General features: G+C 38.7%; 11 protein-coding genes and 4 pseudogenes. 7 read left to right on the top strand and 8 right to left on the bottom strand.

Features of this window, described 5'->3' with window-relative positions:
* Nucleotides 1-33: 33 nt before the first annotated feature.
* The 3 genes and pseudogenes from GKR74_RS12585 to GKR74_RS12575 form a co-directional block, all read right to left on the bottom strand.
* Nucleotides 34-501: a DUF1456 family protein gene (locus tag GKR74_RS12585; protein ID WP_132495915.1), complete on the bottom strand. Its 468-nt coding sequence runs from the start codon at nucleotides 499-501 to the stop codon at nucleotides 34-36.
* Between the two features lie 101 nt (nucleotides 502-602).
* The gene (locus GKR74_RS12580; RefSeq protein WP_154603840.1) at nucleotides 603-917 is read right to left on the bottom strand and encodes an AzlD domain-containing protein; all 315 of its coding nucleotides are present in this window, start codon (nucleotides 915-917) and stop codon (nucleotides 603-605) included.
* Nucleotides 902-1,615 (bottom strand): annotated as a pseudogene (locus tag GKR74_RS12575) (AzlC family ABC transporter permease). The gene GKR74_RS12580 and the pseudogene GKR74_RS12575 overlap by 16 nt, the downstream one beginning before the upstream one ends.
* Nucleotides 1,616-2,075: 460 nt before the next feature.
* On the opposite strand from GKR74_RS12575, the gene leuE reads away from it, so the two are divergent.
* Complete coding sequence (gene leuE, locus GKR74_RS12570) at nucleotides 2,076-2,717, top strand: leucine efflux protein LeuE (RefSeq protein WP_154603838.1); 642 nt, start codon at nucleotides 2,076-2,078, stop codon at nucleotides 2,715-2,717.
* Between the two features lie 42 nt (nucleotides 2,718-2,759).
* Complete coding sequence (locus GKR74_RS18205; protein WP_154603837.1) at nucleotides 2,760-3,689, top strand: tetratricopeptide repeat protein; 930 nt, start codon at nucleotides 2,760-2,762, stop codon at nucleotides 3,687-3,689.
* A gap of 101 nt (nucleotides 3,690-3,790) precedes the next feature.
* Here GKR74_RS18205 and GKR74_RS12560 read toward each other — a convergent pair whose 3' ends face one another.
* From GKR74_RS12560 to GKR74_RS12550, 3 genes and pseudogenes are all read right to left on the bottom strand, one after another.
* Nucleotides 3,791-6,877: an efflux RND transporter permease subunit gene (locus GKR74_RS12560; protein ID WP_154603836.1), complete on the bottom strand. Its 3,087-nt coding sequence runs from the start codon at nucleotides 6,875-6,877 to the stop codon at nucleotides 3,791-3,793.
* Nucleotides 6,814-7,893, bottom strand: a pseudogene (locus tag GKR74_RS12555) (efflux RND transporter periplasmic adaptor subunit). Before GKR74_RS12555 ends, GKR74_RS12560 begins: the two are co-directional and overlap by 64 nt.
* 184 nt (nucleotides 7,894-8,077) lie before the next feature.
* Nucleotides 8,078-8,989: a DMT family transporter gene (locus tag GKR74_RS12550; protein ID WP_154603835.1), complete on the bottom strand. Its 912-nt coding sequence runs from the start codon at nucleotides 8,987-8,989 to the stop codon at nucleotides 8,078-8,080.
* Between the two features lie 86 nt (nucleotides 8,990-9,075).
* Here GKR74_RS12550 and GKR74_RS12545 point away from each other — a divergent pair, with 86 nt between their 5' ends.
* Nucleotides 9,076-10,413, top strand: a complete 1,338-nt coding sequence (locus GKR74_RS12545; RefSeq protein ID WP_154603834.1) for an aminotransferase-like domain-containing protein — start codon at nucleotides 9,076-9,078, stop codon at nucleotides 10,411-10,413.
* A pseudogene (locus tag GKR74_RS12540) lies at nucleotides 10,349-10,966 on the top strand (NUDIX hydrolase). The gene GKR74_RS12545 and the pseudogene GKR74_RS12540 overlap by 65 nt, the downstream one beginning before the upstream one ends.
* Here GKR74_RS12540 and GKR74_RS12535 read toward each other — a convergent pair.
* Nucleotides 10,934-11,551, bottom strand: a pseudogene (locus GKR74_RS12535) (LysE family translocator); the annotation flags it as partial. The pseudogenes GKR74_RS12540 and GKR74_RS12535 overlap by 33 nt on opposite strands.
* 202 nt (nucleotides 11,552-11,753) lie before the next feature.
* On the opposite strand from GKR74_RS12535, the gene GKR74_RS12530 reads away from it, so the two are divergent.
* A complete protein-coding gene (locus tag GKR74_RS12530; RefSeq protein WP_154603831.1) occupies nucleotides 11,754-12,629 on the top strand; it encodes a LysR substrate-binding domain-containing protein in 876 nt (291 codons plus the stop codon).
* 135 nt (nucleotides 12,630-12,764) lie between these two features.
* On the top strand, nucleotides 12,765-13,868 hold the full coding sequence (ddlA, locus tag GKR74_RS12525; RefSeq protein WP_154603830.1) for a D-alanine--D-alanine ligase: 1,104 nt from the start codon (nucleotides 12,765-12,767) through the stop codon (nucleotides 13,866-13,868).
* 70 nt (nucleotides 13,869-13,938) lie between these two features.
* Here ddlA and GKR74_RS12520 read toward each other — a convergent pair whose 3' ends face one another.
* A complete protein-coding gene (locus GKR74_RS12520; RefSeq protein ID WP_154603829.1) occupies nucleotides 13,939-14,727 on the bottom strand; it encodes a GNAT family N-acetyltransferase in 789 nt (262 codons plus the stop codon).
* A gap of 522 nt (nucleotides 14,728-15,249) precedes the next feature.
* On the opposite strand from GKR74_RS12520, the gene GKR74_RS12515 reads away from it, so the two are divergent.
* Nucleotides 15,250-16,179, top strand: coding sequence for an acyl-CoA thioester hydrolase/BAAT C-terminal domain-containing protein (locus tag GKR74_RS12515; RefSeq protein WP_154603828.1), 930 nt, complete (start codon nucleotides 15,250-15,252; stop codon nucleotides 16,177-16,179).
* The last annotated feature ends 1 nt before the right edge of the window (nucleotide 16,180 follow it).

Below are 16,180 nucleotides of genomic sequence, written 5' to 3'. Positions count from 1 at the left end.
CCATCATGCTCACAAGCATTATGGTGACCTGAATTATTTATTTCCGCGTAGGCGCAACGTTAAGCCTTTTAATAGGTAACGTAATAATTGGTCGCCACATTCACGATAATTTTTATGTTCTGGGTTACGGAAAATAGCACTTAATTCTGGTTTGGAAACTCGGAAATCAACAGACTGATAGATATCCAGTAAGTCAACGTCTTTCAGTTCAAAGGCAACACGTAATTTCTTGAAAATAATATTGTTATTGATTCTGTCTTCAACTTCGGGTGCTGGGCGACTTTCATCTTTACCACGGCGATGATAAATCAATCCATTCAGAAAATGACCGAGCACAAGGTCACTACATTCAACGTAGTCTGGATCGGTATCTTTCTTTAGCCAAAGGCTCATTTCTTCTTTTGTGACTGAAAAGTCTGCAAGTTTTACGATTTCAACCATCTGAGCATCGCTCAAATCCAACATATAACGAACACTTCGTAAAACGTAATTATTTAGCATGGGGTTAATTATCCAACGGATCGATTAAAAAACAGGCTTATATTAGCCATGAAACGTTATTATAAAGCAAAGGCGGCTACCGATGCTTTATAAATTATTGGTTAACCCATAAAGTAAATAAGTCCATAGAAAAAGACTAAAGTTAATCCGACAGTGACCAGCATATTTTTCAGTAAAAATGCTGCTACAACGCAAAATAGCGCTCCCCAGAGATAAGGATTATCAGGGAAACTGCGTAATTCATGATTTTCTAATAAAATGACAGGGGCACAAATTGCAGTAAGCAAACAAGGCGCAGAATAACTGAGTGCTTGGCGTACAATTAATGGTAATCGTATTGGTAATTGAGGGATCAGAAAAATATAACGCAGAGAGAAAACAACAGCCGTTAAACTGATAATTAAAATCCAGATCATTTTTCTTCCCTTAATAAACGAGAGACACCAACAGAAACAAACATCCCACCAACGCCGGCAATTACAATTGCACTACTGATCGAATACATCGATAGGGCAATCGCAGTAATTAGTGAAAATAAAACACCACAGGCGGTACTTATTTTTTTAGTGAGTGGAACGACAATGGCTAATAGTGTCGCGACAACTGAGAAATCTAAATGTAATTTACTTAAATCACCCACCAAATTTGCCATCACAATGCCGCATAGGCTGGTGACTAACCACACAAGATAGAAACTAAACCCCGCACCAAATAAATAGGCAAAGCTGAGTGCTTGTCGCTTGGCTGCACTAATGGCGAATAGCTCATCAGTTAATAGAAAGCCAATGCTTAAACGTTGTGGTGTCGTGAAATCTTTTACGTGAGGACGCATGGTTAACCCATATAAAAGATGCTGCGATGTAATAAAGAAAACAGAAATCACAATCGTAATATAGCCAGCTCCTGAATTGAGCAAACCTAGAGTGACTAACTGAGCTGCGCCTGCAAAAACCATGGCGGACATTGCGATGCTTTGCCAAAAAGAAAGCCCTGTTTCAATGGCCATGGAACCCGCAAGAATCCCCCACGGAATAACTGCAAGATTTAAGGGTAATGTGTGGACAGCTCCATCCATCATTGCGCGCTGCCATGGCTTTGGTTGTTGAGACGACATCGATGTGCACCTGTATGTTGAAATGTCATTCATTAAATAAAAGTTTAAAGAGAGACAATGTTGATTTAACTACAGGTATTTAGAGTAAAAATCATTATTCGATACGCTGTAGGCATCCATTGTTATATCGTGAAATGTGGAACAAATCACTATCTCTACCTACAAGCTTTAATTAGCATTAATAACTTACTTTTATTTAATTTATGAAGTTTTATATCATTTAAAAAATATTTTTAGCGTGCTGCTGATTAAGTGATTTTGATTGAAATTTAATTTCAATTTTCAATGTATAAATCTATACAAATGGCTAGTTATACAGCAAATAACTAGATTTATATTTCATATATAGATCTGTTAATGGTGATATCTTTTATTAAAAATAAAAGGTGTGTATCATAGTATCCATTAAGCAATAATGTGAATTAATTGTTATAACTTTTATTGAGTTAGCGGGTTTATTATGCTTGAAAATTTAGGTATTACAAACTTATGGACTTATCTTATCGGTGTGATTTTTATTACATTGGTACCAGGCCCTAATTCTCTATTTGTTTTAACGAGTAGTGCAAAATATGGTGTAAAAAATGGTTATAAAGCAGCACTTGGTGTATTTACTGGTGATGCATTGCTCATTTTTTTATCATTTTTAGGTGTTGCGTCTTTAGTCAAAACGTCTCCTATATTCTTTAGCGTGATCAAATATGCAGGTGCTGCCTATCTATTTTACTTAGGTATTAAAACGTTATACTCAGTATTGCATAAAAAAGAATCTGCAGCAGACGTTGATGGGATCATATTAGAAACAAAAGGGACTTATAAGAAAGCTGTCTTTTTAAGTTTGCTAAATCCAAAAATGATCATTTTTTATGTTTCATTCTTCATTCAATTTATTGATCCAGCGTACCCAAGTGCAGGGGTGCCGTTTTTTGTGCTCGGCGTGATATTAGAAGCATGCAGCATGTTTTATCTATCAATGCTGATATTTGGTGCTGTTGCAGTGACCAACATGGTAAAACACAATAAAAAACTATCAAAATTTTCAAATAGCTGTATTGGTGCCGTCTTTTTAATGTTCGGTGCGAAATTAGCATTAACAGCCTAATTTATTGATTTATAAATTTTTATCATAGAATAGCTGGCGAATGTGTCAGCTATTTTTTTGTTTCTAATTTACCTTTTCAGGTTTTTTCCTGTTTGCCTTCAGAGTGATGCCTGTCATCATGGTGCTAATTTAGTCACGACTAAGCAAGCCGCTGTACAAGGAAGTATGAGTACGGCCATATACAAAACCATCGAGTTGATATTCATTGAGGTTGTTATGCACATTCTGGGATTATTAATCTATTTTATTCCTGCGATTTATTTTGCGGTCCATTCAATAAAGAGTAATCAAAATTCTTATTGGTTGTTCATTTTATTTGTTTTCCCAATCTTGGGTTCAGTTGTTTATGCGCTAGTCATTTGGATGCCAGCTATGCGTTATTCCCGTCATGGGTATAAGTTAGAAAGAGCGATTAAAAAACAATTAGCACCCAATAAAAGCATTAATCAAGCTCTAAAAGAGTATGAATTAAATCCGACCACGAATAGCTGTGTAACACTAGCTGATGCATATACCGATAAAGGTGACTATCAAAATGCGATTAAATACTATCAAGAATCACTGCAAGGAATTAATCAGTATTCACCGGATATTATGTTGAAATATGCGGATGCACTGTATGAAGCGGGGGAATACGCGCGTTGTAAAGAGACGTTAGACCTATTGTGTGAAAAAAATCCAACGTTCAATTCGAATACGGGGCATTTTTTATATGCTCGTTCTTTAGTACGCTTAGGGTTGGTTACAGAAGCTGATAATGAGTTTCGTGCCTTATTAAGTCATCGTGATCATATTGAATACAAGGTTGCTTACGCTGAGTTTTTATTTGAACAAAAACGAGTAATTGAAGCGATGCCACTAATTGATGAAGTGATTAAAACCTATTCACTTTTACCCAAGGCAGCACAGAATTATAATAAGCACTGGTATCAAACGGCTGTAAAACTAAAAAACAGTAAGTTAATAGAGTAAGTTGGCCTTAAAAAAAGCATTAACGAAACCCTTTTATTGGCTCTCCAGAGTTCACATGGAGAGCCAAATTATCGCAGTTATTCTTAGTATCGTAATTATTCTTACCAGCGTTTTATATTTCTATCAGATTGAGTGACAGATGTACATTTCGCTAATAGCGGCAATGTTTTCTTTTTCAAATCATCCATCAAGCTATAAATAACGGGAACAAACAGTAAGCTGAGTACCGTTGAGCTCATTAACCCCCCGATAACTGCAACTGCCATTGGCGCCCTAAATCCTGCATCGGCTCCCGTTGTGAGCACGAGGGGGATCATTCCTGCAATCATGGCAAAAGTAGTCATAATAATTGGACGAATTCGCTCCTGACCTGCTTCGATAATAGCTTGTTGTCGATTTAAACCGGCTCGTTCTTTTTCAAGAATAAACTCCACCAGAAGTATCGAGTTTTTGGTGACGATCCCCATCAACATTAAAATACCGATAATGACAGGAAGATCTATCATCGCACCATATAACACTAAGGCGATAATGGCTCCACCGATAGAGAATGGTAGTGCCACCAAAATCGTTATAGGCTGCATAAAATCTTTAAATAAAATAATGAGTATGGCGAATACCAGCAGTACACTGAAAAGCATTGTCGTACTAAAGCGCTCAAACATATCGAGCATGAACTCCATATCACCATACTCTAATGGCTCAATACTTTTTGGTAGTGATTGATATTCAGGAAGTTCGACAGCGTGTTCCAATGCTTCGCCAAGTGATAACCCATCTAAATTACCTTCAATAGACATTTTCCTGGCACGATTTATGCGGTCAATCTGTGATGGTCCATCGCTAAAATTAATGTTAGCAACGGATTTAAGTGGCACAGTTAAATCATTACCACTACGAATATAGAGATTACGCAATGCGCTTACGTCATTTTTTTGATTGTCAGGTAAAACAACCTGTAACGTTAATTGCCTATCCGGTAAATTGAACTTAGCGCTGCGAGAGTTTGATTCTCCCATTGTAGCCACTCTTAATGTATTGGCGATTTCTTCTACATTAACTGCAGTTCTTCCTAAATCTTGCAGGTCAGGGGAGATAATCAGCTCTTTACGTAAAAGTGGTTTAACAACACGCACATTATTAATGCCATTTACGTTGGCAATTGCATCGCGTAGCTTATGCATTTGAATTTCTAGCTCTTTGGGATCAGCTCCTGTAAAGGTTAATGAAAATTCTTTATTTCCTTCGCTATTACTGAAGGTATAGCGTGCATCTGGAGTTTGTTGTAATAGATGCGAAATTGAGTTTTCAAACTGTTTTTGTGACATTTCACGCTCATTTGGGTCTGTTAGTGTTAGAATTATTTGACCTTTATGCTGAGCGATTCCATCGGCGTCATCACTGATCCCCGCAATGGTATAGATTGACTTTATTTCAGCACGTGACTTCAATTGTTCAGCCATATTCCTAACCGCGTTTTGAGTTTCTTCGACAGGGGTTCCCGGCGGTAATTCCACTTCAATCTGGCTAACACTAATATCGCCTTCAGGCATAAAGCCAATAGGCAGATAAGTAATACTGGAGATTGAACCAATCAAAAATATAAATGCGAATGAAAGGGCGAGTTTGCGATGTTTCAATGTCATCACTAACAATTGAGAATATCGATTGATCCAGTTAGGTACAGAATGTTCGGCCGATTTCTTTTTTGCGGGTAATAAGACATAGGCTGCCATTAATGGCGTGACTAATCGGGCGACTAGTAATGAAGATAAAACAGCCGCGGAAACGGTAATACCAAAAGGCACAAAGTATTTACCAACAAAGCCGCCAATAAAACTGACGGGTAAGAATACCGCTACAATAGTGAGTGTGATGGCGACAATGGCAAAACCTATCGCGTCCGAGGCTTTTAAAGCTGCTAAATAAGGGCGCTCACCTCGCTCTATGTATTTTTGAATATTCTCAATTTCGACAATGGCATCATCGACCAAAATACCGATGACTAATGTCAATGCAAGCAGTGTCATACTATTAAGTGAATAGCCAAATATTGCCAATACCAAAAAGGTGGGAAGAATAGATAAAGGTAATGCAATCGCCGCGACTAAGGTAGCTCGCCAACTTTTTAAAAAGAAGAAGACAATGATAACGGTTAAAAACGCACCTTCTAATAAAGTTTGGATCGTTAAATGGTAACTTGATTCTGTATATTTCACGGTTGATGAAACAAGCTGAATAGAAATATCAGGGTGTTTCAGTTTTAATTGTGCAAGCTCATGTTCAACATTATTTGCTACCTCGGTATCACTGGAGCCTTTAGCGCGAAATACGGCAAAGCCAACTACATCTTTACCATTTAATTGCGAAATAGTTTTGGCTGTTTTTTGTCCTTGATAAATTGCAGCAATATCCCCGAGCTTAATCCACTGCTGATTACCAATAGGCAATTGGATATCTTTAATTTCATCAACATCCTTTTTTTCACCTAAAATCCGAATCGTATGTTGTAGGTTATTATATTTAGACGAACCACCCGCGGAATTTTGATGCACGCTTCTGAGTAATTCATTAATGCTCAGAATAGACAATCGTAATGCTGCAAGTTTATCGGCATCTGGCTCGATGCGAATAACGCTATCAGCACCACCAAGGCGACTGACTTTTTGTACTCCGTGGGCCGTAATTAACTGTTTACTGACTGTATCATCAATAAACCAAGATAAATCGGCAAGGGATTGGCTATCTGATGAAACGGCGTAACGTAATATTGCACCGCCTTCGATATCAATACGGTTAATTAATGGTTCATCAATCGTTTGCGGTAAATCACTGCGGATTTGTGCGATTTGTTCACGAATATCATTAGTTGCAATATAGGCATCCACGGTTAAATCAAATTCAACGGTGGTGGTGGAAATGCCTTCTGTGATGGTTGAGGTAATATGGCGGATCCCTGGAATACCAGAGACCGCACGTTCAACGGGTTTCGTGATGGCGTTTTCCATTTCCGTTGGGGATGAGCCATCTTGCGTAATGGTCACTGTGACTATTGGAAAATTAACTACCGGGTTTGCAGTAACAGGCAATTGATTAAAAGAAAATATACCCGCAATCGTGAGCGCTAAGAACATAACGATAGTAGGAATAGGGCGTGTGATTGCCCATGAAGATAGCTGGAGTTTCATTGACTATCCTTGACTGGGGTCACAGTATCATTTTCAGTTAAAAAGGCTTGGGCATTGGTGACAACAACGGTATCAGGCGAAATAGGGGACAAAATCTCGATACGGCCATCATGAATTTTTCCGGTCGTTATTTTTTGCTGCTTCACTTTATTATCAACGACAGTAAAAATAACTCGTTCACCATTATCTAATGTTCGAATGGCACTGTATGGGAGCGTAGTTTGCAGTTTTTCTGAATTGGAAATAATCGCTGTACCTGATTCTCCGGCTTGCAGATTGTCTTTATTTTCAGCAAGAGAGATACGAACTTTTCCTTGTTGTGAAATAGGATCTACTTTTGGCGCTAAGTAACGTAATTTTCCTGCTATTTGCTGATTATTAGGCGTTTTTAATTGAATAGACGTCAGATTTGATAAACGTTTTAATTCTGAAATATGCGCTAAAGCATCAAATTCAATTTCACCATCTTCAATGATTTTAAACAGTAATTGGTTATCTGTTAGCATTCCTCGGATAGCATGGCGCTCACTAATAACGCCAGAAATGGGCGCAACGATCCGTGATTTATCTTGCTGACTTTTTTCTTTAGCAAGCTGTGCTTGCAGTTGGCGAAATTCCGCTTTATTAGCTTCCAATAGCGCATTCGCCGCTACAGACTCAGATTTTGCTTTTTCAAAATCATTAGCAGAAATAACCCCAGTTTTAGCGAGAGGCGCAAGGCGAGAGAGTTCTTTCTGCGCCTGTTCTGCCACGGCTTTTTGCTGCTTAATATAGGCTGTGGCTTTTTCAGTTTCAGCTTGTAACTGACTTACAGATGCATTTTGGAGTGGGGATTCTAATATAGCCAGTAGTTGGTCCTTCTCAACCCATTGACCTTCTTCAACCAGTACATCAATCACCATTTGTTGCTGCAAAGGTGAGCCGATCGCAATCTCATTTTTTGCAACGAATGTGCCCGGTAAGGTCAACGTTTCCACATAGGGTGTTTGTTTAGGCGAAGTCACATTCAATCGCATGGTTTCAGAAAGAGAAACTGGCGATATAAACAGCATGTAGAATAACAAAGAGGTAATACTAAGACGTTTCATAAACCGATAAACCCTAATCGTGATATTGAGGGTAAATTAATGAAATCGCCTCAGCATTACCATAAACCAAAGTTAAACCTTAATTTTCCGTTAAGGTTAGTTATTTCAATACCTAACGTGAAAAACGTTTTGAACCTGCAACACACAAAATGACACCAAGCGTAGACATGATCATGATGCTATTAACTGTTTCATTAAGCAGCCAAGCAGAAAGTACTAAACCAATAAATGGTTGTAATAGCTGCAATTGACTAACGCCCGAAATTCCGCCTTCAGCAAGCCCTCGGTACCAAAAAAAGAAACCAATTAGCATACTAAATAGAGAGACATAACCTAGGCCCATCCATGATTCAAATGGAACAGTAGAAAACGTTGATGGTAAGCGCAAAATACTGAATATCAACATGATGGGTAACGCTAGAACCAACGCCCAGCAAATGACCTGCCAGCTCCCTAATGATTTTGAAAGTACCGCGCCTTCTGCGTAGCCCAATCCACAGACAATCACAGCAATGACCATATATAAGTCACCTTGCCATGAGTGAGTGGCTCCTTGAAGAATTGCGAAGCCGATTACAAATAAACTTCCCATGACTGAAAACAACCAGAACAATTTGCGAGGGCGCTCGCCTGCTCGTAAAACGCCAAATAAAGCGGTAGACAAAGGAAGCAGTCCTAAATATACAATGGAGTGAGATGAGCTAATGTACTGTAATGCCACCGCAGTTAAGAATGGAAAGCCAAGTACCACACCAAATGTCACGATAAAAAGAGGAATCAAATTTTGTCTTGCTGGAATTTTTTGGCGTAGAACTATCAAAACAATCAGAGCCAAAATCCCAGCGATGGTAGCCCGCAGAATGGTCAAATAATCGGGTGAAAATCCACTGATAGCCAGTTTGGTTGCGGGAAGTGAGCCACTAAAAATAGCAACGCCAATAAAGCCACTGATCCAACCACGAGTGGTATGAGAGGGAGTCGTTATGGAAGCACTGTGCGATATTAATGATTTACTTTGATTCATAATTGACCGTTATTATTTGTAATTGAGTTTTGCTAAGCTAATCGACATAATCATGACAATCAAAAAATTGTCATAGGTACAATTTCATGACTCAGAATCGTTATAAGCAGTATGTTGACTTGCTTTCAGCGCAGATCATGAGTGGCGAATTGAAAGCGGGCGCTCGTTTACCAACACATCGCCATTTTGCGGAAAAATCGGGAGTTTCTTTAGTCACAGCTTCGCGAGTATATCGAGAGCTTATTGAGCGGGGCTTGATCATCGGGGAAACTGGGCGTGGTACCTTTGTTCGAGATATCAATCTATTGCCCAAGTTAAGTATTGAGCAAGATGTCGCTAAAAATACATTAGACCTGAATTTCAGTTATCCGATTGCGAAAGAACAAACCAAACTATTACGGGAATCGTTACGGGAAATAGCGGTTGGAGGTGATTTGGAAGGAATTCTTTATTATCAACAGCATACAGGGCGAGAGCATGAAAGGCAGACAGTCGCTAAATACTTAAAACAGCGTGGATTAACTCATGCAACGGCAGATACCGTCGCTTTAGTCAGTGGTGGGCAACATGGTTTAGCAACCATTATTTTAGGTATGTTCAGTCCTGGAGATATTATTGCCGTCGATGCTTTAACTTATCCGGGGTTTAAAGCTCTAGCGAAAATCTACCATTTAGAGCTTATATCCGTGCCTACGGCAGAAAATGGTCCAAACTTACAAGCGTTGGATAAGCTATGCCAACAGAGAAAAATTCGAGCCTACTATGCGATGCCGACACTACATAATCCGCTAGGTTGGGTGATGAGTTTATCGGAACGTAAAAAGCTGGTGGACTTAGCCAGGCAGCACCAATTTTTCTTAATTGAAGACGGGTCTTATGCCTTTTTGCAGCGACCAGCAGTTGTCCCATTAGCAACGCTTGCACCTGAAATTACATTTTATACAACAGGTTTTTCGAAGAATATTGCAACTGGCTTACGTGTCGGTGCGGTACTGGCACCCCAGCAATATATTGAAAATATCGAGCGTATCATCCGAATTACAACATGGAATACACCGGCAATAACCACTGCTATTCTCTGTGATTGGATCGAAAAAGGTGAGGTCGATAGCATTGAAAAAGATAAGCGGCGAGATGCAAAGATCCGGCAAAAAATAGTCCAGAAAATTTTCACGGATATACCCTATATTGCGCATCCAGCCAGCTATTTTGTTTGGCTACCCTTACCGGAAGGTGTGCGCGCAGATGTAGTGGTCAGTGAATTAAAAAAACAAAATATCGCGACTAGCAGTGCGGAGTCTTACAGCACATCAAACGCGGTACCGCAGGCGTTAAGAATAGCAATTAGCACCTTAACCCATGAAGAGTTGGCAGTGGCAATCGAAGCAATTAGGCGCGTTGTATTGTATTTGATTGATTTATAAAGATGATAAGTATGAAGGAATAAAAATAGTGGAACATATCAAACATTTTACTGCGACAGCGATGATCTGTAATGCTCGTGGGGAGTTTCTATTACATGAGCACCCTAAGCTAGGTATTTGGTTACCGCCTGGTGGCCACATTGATCCGAATGAAGAGCCGCAAGATACCGTTGTTCGTGAAGTGTTTGAAGAAACCGGTTTACGGTGCCGAGTGATTGATTGTCGCTATCCGTTACACGCTAAGGTTAACGATTCTGAAGGCACGTTTTCTTTACCGATTCCCTTAGCTATTTTAAAAGAATTTATTGCAGATAAACGCCAAGGTGATCATTGGCATATCGATATGGTTTATCTCTGTGAGCTAATAGACGAAGAAACCCAATGCAATGCGGATTTTCATTGGGTTTCTCTGAATAAAATGAATGACTTAAATCTTCCTAAAGATGTGTATGAACTCGCTATTATGGTTAATGAATACTTTCAAAATGGTTCGGCTCATTCGAAATGAATTCAGTCATGATGAAATATTAAAAAAGAGCAAAGAGATACCTAGCATAATTAATAAGGCACCAATAACTCTATCCATAATAAATTGATATTTAAGAATTTTATTTCTAATCAATGGTGCTGCAAAGAATAGAGCAATTAAACTAAACCAAACCCAATGTGCAAAAGAAATAAATAATCCGTAGCTGAAGTTTAACCATTGAGAGTTACCAGCTTGGATCACTTGGGTGTAGACCGAAACAACGAAAAACATCGTCTTAGGGTTGAGTGCATTAGTTAAAAAACCCATTTTAAATGCGGAAAATGAAGAGGGTATTGATGCCGGATTAAGGTCATCGCTGGCGTTAATTGCTGTTTTGTTTGTTAAGGATTTAAAACCAATATACACCAAGTAAGCGACGCCAAGGAATTTGACTGCCATAAATAATGTAGGAGAACTCATAATGATTAGAGTCACGCCAAAAATGGTATACAACACATGAACTTGCACTCCAGCAGCAATACCAAGAGCACTAAGTAAACCCGTTTTGGTGCCGTAGGAGTAGCTATTTCTGGTGACCATAGCGAAGTCGGGACCAGGGCTAATAACCGCCAAAATAGTGATGGTGGCAACGGCGATAATTTCATTCATAGTGAGATCCTAATGGTAATAAAAACTGACTTAATTTCTGGATGGAAAATAGATTTGATTAACTTGAAGTGTTGATTATCAATAGATTGTAAATAGAGGAAAAGCGATTTATTCTCAATGAAACCTGTCAGTTTTCGTTACCTATTTAATTGTGAAGCTACTCATTTTATAAGCCCCTTAATTTTATGAAGACATTAATTCTATGAAACTGCCTCCATTAACATCGTTACGGTTTTTTGATGTTGCTGCACGCTATGAAAGTATTATTAAAGCCGCGCAAGAGCTGCATGTAACGCACAGTGCCATTAGCCGCCAGATAAAATTACTTGAGGAGCATCTTGGGGTTTTACTGTTTGAACGACGTAACCGAGCTATCTTTTTAACAGAAGAAGGTAAATTGTTATTTCAAACGACGACGCATTTATTCCAACAACTTTCTGATACCGTCGAAATAATTACTCAGCGTCCTCATAACCGAGTTGTTAGTTTATCGTGTGAGCCGACCATCGCTATGAAATGGTTGATCCCTCGTTTAACCAGTTTTTATCAGCAATATCCTGAAATTACCGTGCATTTAATTGCCGCTGGTGGTCCTATTGATTTTAATAAGGCGGGAGTTGATCTTGCTCTTCGCCGTAATGATTTCACGTGGGATGACAATATTTATGCGAAGAAAATATGCGCGGAATGGATGGGTATCATCAAGAAAAATGATAGCCAGCCTTATCATGAGATGAACTTGCTTGTACCGGCCTCACGGCCAAATGTTTGGCGTACATGGCAAACCCGTAGTGGCATTAATTTACAACATAATAAACAAATTAATTTCGAACATTTCTACCTGTGTTTGCAGGCTGCATTAGCAGGACAGGGTGTTGCTATCGCATCGTTCCTAATGGTTGCTGATGAAATGAACACACAACAATTAATGGCTCCAGAAGGTTTTATTGAAGATGGTTCGGCATATTACTTGCTTTCACCTAAAGAAATAAAAGCAGACACCCCAGCAGCTATTTTTATGGAATGGTTGGAAACAAACGTGAATCAAAGCCTATTGTTGACTCAGCAATCGGCATAAAATTTGTATAATTTTAAGGGTTTGGTTATTTAATCACCGAACCTACTTGCGTAGTGAAGTTTTTATGCCCTAACTATTTCGCTGCGTGCTATATTTCCCAGAATCGTTTTTGATGTCTTTATGTTGGAGTAAATAATGAGCAAAATTCGGGTTGGTGTCATTTTTGGTGGTAAATCCACTGAGCATGAAGTTTCGTTGCAATCAGCTAAAAATATTATTAATGGATTAGATCGTAGTAAGTTTGATGTTTGTCTCATCGGTATCAATAAAGAAGGGCAATGGCATGAGTATGATGAAGCGAACTTCCTGTTACATGGCGATGATCCCGCTCATATCGCGTTAAATACTCCAAAGCGCAGCATTGCCGTTGTTCCGGGCAAACAAAGTGAACAATTCATTTCTCTAGAAGATGCTAAACCTCTCCCGCAAATTGATGTTATTTTCCCAATTGTCCACGGTAATTTAGGTGAAGATGGCTCTTTACAAGGTTTACTGCGTATGGTGAATCTGCCGTTTGTTGGACCGGGTGTTCTAGGCTCATCAGCTTGCATGGATAAAGATGTCACCAAACGCCTTTTAAGGGATGCAGGGCTGCACATTGCACCATTTATTACGCTGCTGAAAAGCGGTCGTGGTGAAATAAGCTATGCTGCAACGGTTGAGAAACTGGGCTTACCATTATTTATTAAACCAGCTAACCAAGGTTCATCGGTTGGGATCAGTAAAGTTAATAATGAAAGCGAGTTTAACGCGGCATTAGATTTTGCATTCTTATTCGACGTAAAAGTGCTGATTGAAAGCGCAGTAAAAGGGCGTGAAATCGAGTGTGCTGTTCTTGGAAATGAACATCCATTAGCTAGCCCATGCGGTGAAATCGTACTGCATGACAGCTTCTATGCATATCACACTAAATACATTGATGAAAATGGCGCGTCTGTTGTTGCTCCAGCGGATTTAGAGCAAGATGTGAGTGAAAAGATCCGTACAATTGCGCTTGAAGCTTATCAAGCTTTAAACTGCAGCGGTATGTCTCGTGTTGATGTATTTTTAACTGAAAAAAATGATGTTGTGATTAATGAAATCAACACATTACCGGGGTTCACTAATATCAGTATGTACCCGAAACTGTGGCAACAAGGCGGTATGACTTATCAAGAATTGATCAGTCGTTTAATTGAACTTGGGATTGAAAAATTCCAGCAAACAGCCGCATTAAAAACAGCCTGTGATGACATTTAATCTCTGATATTTCTCGAAAACTTTGCCGATAGCAGGCTGCTATCGGCAATATCACGCTAAAGCTAACGCATTAATTCACAACGTTTTTATTACACCAAACATAATTGATGTAACGGAATAACGGCTCAAATCCAAATTTTTTATATAAATCAAAGCCTGCTTCTGAAGCATCTAAGAAGCAATGTTCGACTCGTTGTTGACGACAAAATGCGAGAGCATAATCAATAAGCTGAGAAGCATAACCTTTACCCTGAAACTTAGGTTCAGTACCGATATCGTCGAAACGCGCCAATTCGCCTTCAATGGTGACCGTCATGGATGTTGCGGGCTCTCCATTGACCAATAAGACGAAATGGAACTGTGGTGCGCCTTGCTGCAGGGCATCTTCATGGTAGCGAACATACTCTTGGATCACCGTATCGTGTTCTTCTGAAAGATAGAACGCAGAAACTAATGGTTTAGCCCAAAGGGATAAATCATGGTTTGCGAGCACGATATCTACCTGATTATCAGGCAAATCAACTTCTTTTTGCTGCGACAAAGTTAGCGCCATGGCTGTCGTGACGCTGTCACGTTTATAGTTAAGTGCTTCAATATCTTTGACGACTTTTGGCAGCATCTCTTCGGGGATCACCAAAGTGTGGTTCTTTTTCTGCGATACGAACAGGTTGTATGCTTGCATAAAAGCATGATGAGTAGAGTCGGGTTGCAGATAGATAAAATTGAACGCCGGGGAATTTAATGGCGTTAAATAACAAATTGTATGTTGTGCAATCTGGATACTGTGCTCACAAATCGAAGTCCAAAACGTCTTTTCGATCGATTGGTAATGTCGTAAATAGTAGAGCGGTATATTCATTAGTCAGTTACCTGATACAAAATGTGTTAGTCAAAATGGAGCAAATAACAAATCTAACCCCATGTAAAATTTTGTTAATTTATTGGCAGTAAAGCCTTTGTGATCTATCTATTGATAATAACTAAACCTTTAAAATCAGCAACCGTTGCGGCAGTTGTCATCTTATCTTTGGCCTTAGCTCTCACTCTTATGCAACGTTTTCAGTGTCATTAATCAATATCTATAAAGTAAATTTAAAGATGAATTAAGGCGTTTCGTGCGATATGCAGATAGATTGTCATTTAATGCTATCTTACATTGCACATTTACTCTATAAAATGTCATGTAAATTTATAAAAAGCTTTGTAACTCAATGAGATTATCTTATGAAATTCTCCATTATGATAGTAGAAATAAAGAGATCGTACCTGCATAAATATGCTAAATAGAGTGACGTAAATAAGATAAATAGAGTTGTAAACGTTATATTTTTCAATGTATTGTTTTTGAAAAATAAAAGATGACTGAGGTTATGTTTAGGTAATGCAAAAATTTATATTAGCCGCCCTGTGTTTAGTGAGTTATTCAGTGTTTGCCGAATCAGCTGAAAATCCTTTTGATAGACAAATACTGAAACACGATGGCAAAGAGACTCATTATTACCTGCTTAAAAGTGACTCTAACCCCTCTAAAGAATTATTGGTATTAATCCAAGGCTCCGACTGCAAAAGTGTCGTTAATAACCAAAATATGATTAAGAATTTTAGGGGAGTATTACCTAATAGTGATGTGCTTTTAGTAGAAAAAACAGGCTTAACACCTGATGTGGGGCTAGATGATCCAAATGCCTTAGAAGAGGATTGCCCTGTAGAATATATGAAGAGCGACTCTTATTTTGAAAGAGTGGATAACTATATTGCTGTGCTGAACCAGTTGAAAAATCAGTATCAGCATATTGTTATATTGGGTGGTAGTGAAGGGGCGATAGTGACGAATATTATTGCGTCTAAAGTTGATTTTATTGATGCTGCTATTTCGCTAAATGGTGGCGGACAATTTTTTATTAATGATGTGATTTACAGCATTAATAAAAGTTTACCTGCTGAAGAAGCGCAAGGTGCAATAGAAGGGTTTAACCAGTTTGCAGATGCGGTTTTGCATGATCATTTAGACGATGACCAGTTTCCCAGTAATCACGGACAAAATTGGTGGTATGAAGCCTTAACGATAGATAATAAAAAATTACTTCAAGGTGTTCGTAAACCCCATTTAGTGATCCAAACGCTCACCGATATTAATGTGGACGTGGAAGGTTCACAAAAAATGATGAGTGAGGTTAATAACCCAAATATTACGTATAAAACATATTCCACATTAGACCATTATTTTAAAGATGGTCAGGACAATAATCAGACAGCCGTGGTTATTGCTGATATTCAGGATTGGTATACAAACTTAAATATTAAAAGATAGG

The sequence above is a fragment of the Providencia sp. wls1914 genome (assembly GCF_009706645.1).
Lineage (GTDB): Bacteria > Pseudomonadota > Gammaproteobacteria > Enterobacterales > Enterobacteriaceae > Providencia > Providencia zhijiangensis.
This window is presented reverse-complemented; position numbering and strand designations above follow the sequence as displayed.

Bases quoted from the DNA above. Each gene is read 5' to 3' on its own strand.
- ddlA (WP_154603830.1), top strand. From the start codon at position 12,765: ATGAGCAAAATTCGGGTTGGTGTCATTTTTGGTGGTAAATCCACTGAG.
- GKR74_RS12560 (WP_154603836.1), bottom strand. From the start codon at position 6,877: ATGAAACTCCAGCTATCTTCATGGGCAATCACACGCCCTATTCCTACT.
- GKR74_RS12585 (WP_132495915.1), bottom strand. From the start codon at position 501: ATGCTAAATAATTACGTTTTACGAAGTGTTCGTTATATGTTGGATTTG.
- GKR74_RS12530 (WP_154603831.1), top strand. From the start codon at position 11,754: ATGAAACTGCCTCCATTAACATCGTTACGGTTTTTTGATGTTGCTGCA.
- GKR74_RS12515 (WP_154603828.1), top strand. From the start codon at position 15,250: ATGCAAAAATTTATATTAGCCGCCCTGTGTTTAGTGAGTTATTCAGTG.
- leuE (WP_154603838.1), top strand. From the start codon at position 2,076: ATGCTTGAAAATTTAGGTATTACAAACTTATGGACTTATCTTATCGGT.
- GKR74_RS12520 (WP_154603829.1), bottom strand. From the start codon at position 14,727: ATGAATATACCGCTCTACTATTTACGACATTACCAATCGATCGAAAAG.
- GKR74_RS12580 (WP_154603840.1), bottom strand. From the start codon at position 917: ATGATCTGGATTTTAATTATCAGTTTAACGGCTGTTGTTTTCTCTCTG.
- GKR74_RS12545 (WP_154603834.1), top strand. From the start codon at position 9,076: ATGACTCAGAATCGTTATAAGCAGTATGTTGACTTGCTTTCAGCGCAG.
- GKR74_RS12550 (WP_154603835.1), bottom strand. From the start codon at position 8,989: ATGAATCAAAGTAAATCATTAATATCGCACAGTGCTTCCATAACGACT.